3 tRNA genes and 3 rRNA genes are annotated in these 5,970 nt (G+C 53.1%); all 6 read right to left on the minus strand.

The window, feature by feature from the left end:
* Position 1 precedes the first annotated feature (1 nt).
* Positions 2–78, minus strand: a tRNA-Met gene (locus BM225_RS21290).
* A 127-nt stretch (positions 79–205) separates the two neighbouring features.
* Positions 206–320: ribosomal RNA gene (rrf, locus tag BM225_RS21295) — 5S ribosomal RNA — on the minus strand.
* Between the two features lie 95 nt (positions 321–415).
* Positions 416–3,243 (minus strand): 23S ribosomal RNA (locus BM225_RS21300).
* Between the two features lie 411 nt (positions 3,244–3,654).
* Positions 3,655–3,730, minus strand: a tRNA-Ala gene (locus BM225_RS21305).
* A gap of 143 nt (positions 3,731–3,873) precedes the next feature.
* Positions 3,874–3,950: transfer RNA gene (locus tag BM225_RS21310), tRNA-Ile, on the minus strand.
* Between the two features lie 147 nt (positions 3,951–4,097).
* A 16S ribosomal RNA gene (locus BM225_RS21315) occupies positions 4,098–5,558 on the minus strand.
* Together the 16S, 23S and 5S rRNA genes with 3 tRNA genes alongside form the textbook arrangement of a ribosomal RNA operon.
* Positions 5,559–5,970 lie beyond the last annotated feature (412 nt).

The following is a 5,970-nucleotide window of genomic DNA, read 5'->3' on the forward strand; positions in this document are numbered from 1 at the left end:
TTGGTTGCGGGAGTAGGATTTGAACCTACGACCTTCAGGTTATGAGCCTGACGAGCTACCGGGCTGCTCCATCCCGCGACGCTTATTGGCCTATTGCACGGAGTGCTTCTTGAGGCCGCTATCGCCCTCAGCGGATATAGTAAATTTCAGCTGAGGAATTTTGTGATCGTTTTAGAGAGAGATCGGTTTTACGAGATTTTATTAGGTTTGGCGGTGACCTACTCTCCCACGACTTAAGCCGCAGTACCATTGGCGCGTCGGCACTTAACTTCCGGGTTCGGAAAGGGACCGGGTGTTTTGCTCGTGCTATGACCACCAAACCGAATAAAATCTCGTTTTCCAAGTCAGTACGCTTTGTTTTGTTGGTGTGTATGACTTTTGATTTCAGTAAGGCAAGTTCTTGCTTTTACTGGATCAAATCAAGCCTATCGAGCCATTAGTACCGGTCAACTGAACGTGTTACCACGCTTACATCTCCGGCCTATCGACGTGGTGGTCTACCACGGCTCTCAGGGATACCTTGTTTTGAGGGGGGCTTCCCGCTTAGATGCCTTCAGCGGTTATCCTGTCCGATCATAGCTACCCTGCACTGCTGCTGGCGCAACAACAGGTCCACCAGTGGATCGTTCACCCCGGTCCTCTCGTACTAGGGGCAACTCCTCTCAAGTATCCTACACCCACGGCAGATAGGGACCGAACTGTCTCACGACGTTCTAAACCCAGCTCACGTACCTCTTTAAACGGCGAACAGCCGTACCCTTGGGACCTGCTCCAGCCCCAGGATGAGATGAGCCGACATCGAGGTGCCAAACACTGCCGTCGATATGGACTCTTGGGCAGTATCAGCCTGTTATCCCCGGCGTACCTTTTATCCGTTGAGCGATGGCCCTTCCACTCGGGACCACCGGATCACTATGGCCGTCTTTCGACTCTGCTCGACTTGTCAGTCTCGCAGTCAGGCTGGCTTCTGCCATTGCACTCAACGAGCGATGTCCGACCGCTCTGAGCCAACCTTCGCGCGCCTCCGTTACTCTTTGGGAGGCGACCGCCCCAGTCAAACTACCCGCCACACAGGGTCCCGGATCCGGATAACGGACCGCGGTTAGACATCAAGCAAAGCAAGGGTGGTATCTCAAGGGAGGCTCCACAGACACTGGCGTGTCTGCTTCGAAGCCTACCACCTATCCTGCACATGCTTGGCCTGATGCCAGTGTGAAGCTGTAGTAAAGGTGCACGGGGTCTTTCCGTCTAACCGCGGGAAGCCTGCATCTTGACAGGCAATTCAATTTCGCTGAGTCAACGTTGGAGACAGCGGGGAAGTCGTTACGCCATTCGTGCAGGTCGGAACTTACCCGACAAGGAATTTCGCTACCTTAGGACCGTTATAGTTACGGCCGCCGTTTACCTGGGCTTCAATTCAGAGCTCTCACCCCTCCTTTTAACCTTCAGGCACCGGGCAGGCGTCAGACCCTATACGTCGTCTTGCGACTTCGCAGAGCCCTGTGTTTTTAGTAAACAGTCGCCACCCCCTGGTTTGTGCCCCCAGCCAATACTTGCGTAGAAACTGGGCCTCCTTCTCGCGAACTTACGGAGGTATTTTGCCGAGTTCCTTCAACGTTGTTCTCTCAAGCGCCTTGGTATTCTCTACCAGTCCACCTGTGTCGGTTTAGGGTACGGTCTCATGGAGGGCTATTTCCAGGGACCTCTAAACGGCCCGACCAATCCGATAAGGTCGAACAATCTTCGAGATCCGTCACATCCTCCTGGCCCAGGAATATTAACCTGGTTCCCATCGACTACGCCTTTCGGCCTCGCCTTAGGGGCCGGCTTACCCTGCTCAGATTAGCTTTAAGCAGGAACCCTTGGACTTTCGGCGAGAGTGTCTCTCACACTCTTTGTCGCTACTCATGTCATCATTCTCGCTAGTGATCTCTCCACCGGATGCCTTACAGCCCGGCTTCATCGAAAGCTCCGAGCCTCCAATGCCTTCAGAAGAAGGCTAAGGAGGCGTGGAACTATGTCACACTACGCTCCGCTACCACTGCTATGCAGTCCTCAGCTTCGGCTCATGGCTTGAGCCCCGTTACATCTTCGCCGCAGGACAACTTAATTAGACCAGTGAGCTGTTACGCTATCTTTAAAGGATGGCTGCTTCTAAGCCAACCTCCTGGTTGTTTTGGTCGTCCCACCTGCTTTCCCACTTAGCCATGAATTAGGGGCCTTAGCTGGAGGTCAGGGTTGTTTCCCTCTCCACTACGGGCGTTAGCACCCGCAGTGTGTCTGCCATCTAGTACTCCCGGGTATTCGGAGTTTGGTTAGGATCAGTAAGCCTGTGGGGCCCCATTACCCATCCAGTGCTCTACCCCCCGGGGTATTCGGATGACGCTCTACCTAAATAGATTTCGCGGAGAACCAGCTATCTCCGAGTTTGATTGGCCTTTCACCCCTAGGCACAACTCATCCCGACCTTTTTCAACAGGTGTGGGTTCGGACCTCCAACAAGTGTTACCTTGTCTTCATCCTGGTCATGCCTAGATCACTCGGTTTCGGGTCTGATCCAACTAACTCTGCGCCCTATTAAGACTCGCTTTCGCTGCGCCTACACCTAACGGCTTAAGCTTGCTAGTTAGACCAAGTCGATGACCCATTATACAAAAGGTACGCCGTCAGCTCTCGAGGAGCCTCCGACTGATTGTAGGCGTCCGGTTTCAGGTACTGTTTCACTCCCCTCGTCGGGGTGCTTTTCACCTTTCCCTCACGGTACTGGTTCGCTATCGGTCAGCAAGGAGTACTTAGCCTTCGAAGGTGGTCCTCCGATCTTCAGACAGGATTTCACGTGTCCCGCCCTACTTAATACGTCCATCAGAGCTTCCTATACGGGGCTATCACCCGCTATGGCCATGCTTCCCAACATGTTCTAGTCACTCATCTGGCTCGGCTGGTCCCCGTTCGCTCGCCGCTACTAGGGGAGTATCAATTGATTTCCTTTCCTCCGGGTACTTAGATGTTTCAGTTCCCCGGGTTTGCTCTTAAAACCCTATGTATTCAGGTAATAAGTACCTGTTTATGCTCATTATTGATTGGCCGAAGCCAACAATAACAAACATTCAGGTGGGTTGCCCCATTCGGAGATTTATGGATCAAAGCCTATTCTCGGCTCCCCATAACTTATCGCAGAGTATCACGTCCTTCATCGCCTCTTGCTGCCAAGGCATCCACCAAACGCCCTTTTCGCGCTTGATTTGATCCAGAAAGAGCAAGACTTGGCAAAGTCTTAAGGCCACGCTGGTTCGTGCGGCCACTCCTTAAATCTGGACCAAAAGTCATTACTTTCCCGCCCAACCATCATGTCGGTGATGGTTGAACAATGATGCGATCCGCAGATCACATCTGGTTAGTGTACTTGACTTGGAACAACATGCCGTTTCATGCAAACCTGTCATACGCACCTTCGGGGAAACGAAGCTTTGTACCAAGACGCCAAAAGGCGCCGCAGCTCGCAGAGGTCGCTAAACACTTATAGCAACCAGCATGTTGAATTTGATTTCTCTCTAAACGATGTCAAAACGTCCGATTGGACGATCAAAAACATCCGCAGATGCCCTTGATGATCCAATCATCATCTTTGTCTCTCTCAAGTATCCGAAGAAGAAGTGGTGGAGCCTAGGAGGATCGAACTCCTGACCTCCTGAATGCAAATCAGGCGCTCTCCCAGCTGAGCTAAGGCCCCACAATCTTGCACGCAAAATTGGGGGAGTGCGCGGCAGGGACTTCCGAAGGAAGTGCCCGAGAGCGTCACCCGGTGCAATTCTGGGTGCTGGCAACAGTCTAACCTGTGGTTCAGCCGGTCTCTTCTGCTCCGCAGAAGAACCGTGGTGGGTCGAGGAGGACTTGAACCTCCGACCTCACGCTTATCAGGCGTGCGCTCTAACCACCTGAGCTACCGACCCAAGTCTGTCCAGACCGGTCGGTCTGTATTTCTTCCTGAAGAGATATGAGGACGGCCTGGCCCGTGATGTGTGTCTCCCAAAGGTAGGAGACTATATGCTAAGTGATCCACGTGAATGGCAAGCCATTCAATCTAGGATCATCCTTAGAAAGGAGGTGATCCAGCCGCAGGTTCCCCTACGGCTACCTTGTTACGACTTCACCCCAGTCGCTGAGCTTACCGTGGTCGGCTGCCTCCAAAAGGTTGGCGCACCGCCTTCGGGTAAACCCAACTCCCATGGTGTGACGGGCGGTGTGTACAAGGCCCGGGAACGTATTCACCGCGTCATGCTGTTACGCGATTACTAGCGATTCCGACTTCATGGGGTCGAGTTGCAGACCCCAATCCGAACTGAGATAGCTTTTTGGGATTAACCCATTGTCACTACCATTGTAGCACGTGTGTAGCCCAACCCGTAAGGGCCATGAGGACTTGACGTCATCCACACCTTCCTCCCGCTTATCACGGGCAGTTTCCCTAGAGTGCCCAACTGAATGATGGCAACTAAGGATGTGGGTTGCGCTCGTTGCCGGACTTAACCGAACATCTCACGACACGAGCTGACGACAGCCATGCAGCACCTGTCACTGCGTCCCCGAAGGGAACACTCCATCTCTGGAGTTAGCACAGGATGTCAAGGGTTGGTAAGGTTCTGCGCGTTGCTTCGAATTAAACCACATGCTCCACCGCTTGTGCGGGCCCCCGTCAATTCCTTTGAGTTTTAATCTTGCGACCGTACTCCCCAGGCGGAATGCTTAATCCGTTAGGTGTGTCACCGACAAGCATGCTTGCCGACGACTGGCATTCATCGTTTACGGTGTGGACTACCAGGGTATCTAATCCTGTTTGCTCCCCACACTTTCGCACCTCAGCGTCAGTATCGAGCCAGTGAGCCGCCTTCGCCACTGGTGTTCCTCCGAATATCTACGAATTTCACCTCTACACTCGGAATTCCACTCACCTCTCTCGAACTCTAGACTAGTAGTTTTGGAGGCAGTTCCGAGGTTGAGCCCCGGGATTTCACCCCCAACTTTCCAGTCCGCCTACGTGCGCTTTACGCCCAGTAATTCCGAACAACGCTAACCCCCTCCGTATTACCGCGGCTGCTGGCACGGAGTTAGCCGGGGTTTCTTTACCAGGTACTGTCATTATCATCCCTGGCGAAAGAGCTTTACGACCCTAAGGCCTTCGTCACTCACGCGGCATGGCTAGATCAGGCTTGCGCCCATTGTCTAAGATTCCCCACTGCTGCCTCCCGTAGGAGTCTGGGCCGTGTCTCAGTCCCAGTGTTGCTGATCATCCTCTCAAACCAGCTATAGATCGTAGACTTGGTAGGCCATTACCCCACCAACTATCTAATCTAACGCGGGCCGATCCTTTACCGATAAATCTTTCCCCCGAAGGGCGTATACGGTATTAAACCCAGTTTCCCGGGACTATTCCGTAGTAAAGGGCACGTTCCCACGCGTTACTAACCCGTCCGCCGCTAGACCCGAAGGTCTCGCTCGACTTGCATGTGTTAGGCCTGCCGCCAGCGTTCGTTCTGAGCCAGGATCAAACTCTCAAGTTGAAAGGCCTTACAGCCTATCCTTGACGTTCGAACCTCTGCACATCTCCAATAATCGGCTAAGATTATTGGATGTCATCTGTCTGTATGTGCTTCAGTACCAAAGGTACCGAAGAACCGTACAAGACAGTGAAGCTGACACTAGATCATCGGCCCGAAAGCCTACTAGCGCGATATGCAGCGTTTGATACATCGAATGAACCAAACCGCCCACATATCTCTTCAGATACTCGCGATGTCAAAGAGCGCGGAGACAAAAAACCAACCAAAGCACTAATCCCTTAGCGCCACAGCCAGCTAATATCTCCAGAATTTCTAACCGAACCTTCCAGCCTTCCGACCGTCCCGTCCGCCCCAACCGCGCCTCAGCGCCGCCGGTGAGGGGCCTTCTACGGATACCAACAAAGAGTCGCAA

Source organism: Donghicola eburneus, from assembly GCF_900115865.1.
Taxonomy (GTDB): domain Bacteria; phylum Pseudomonadota; class Alphaproteobacteria; order Rhodobacterales; family Rhodobacteraceae; genus Donghicola; species Donghicola eburneus.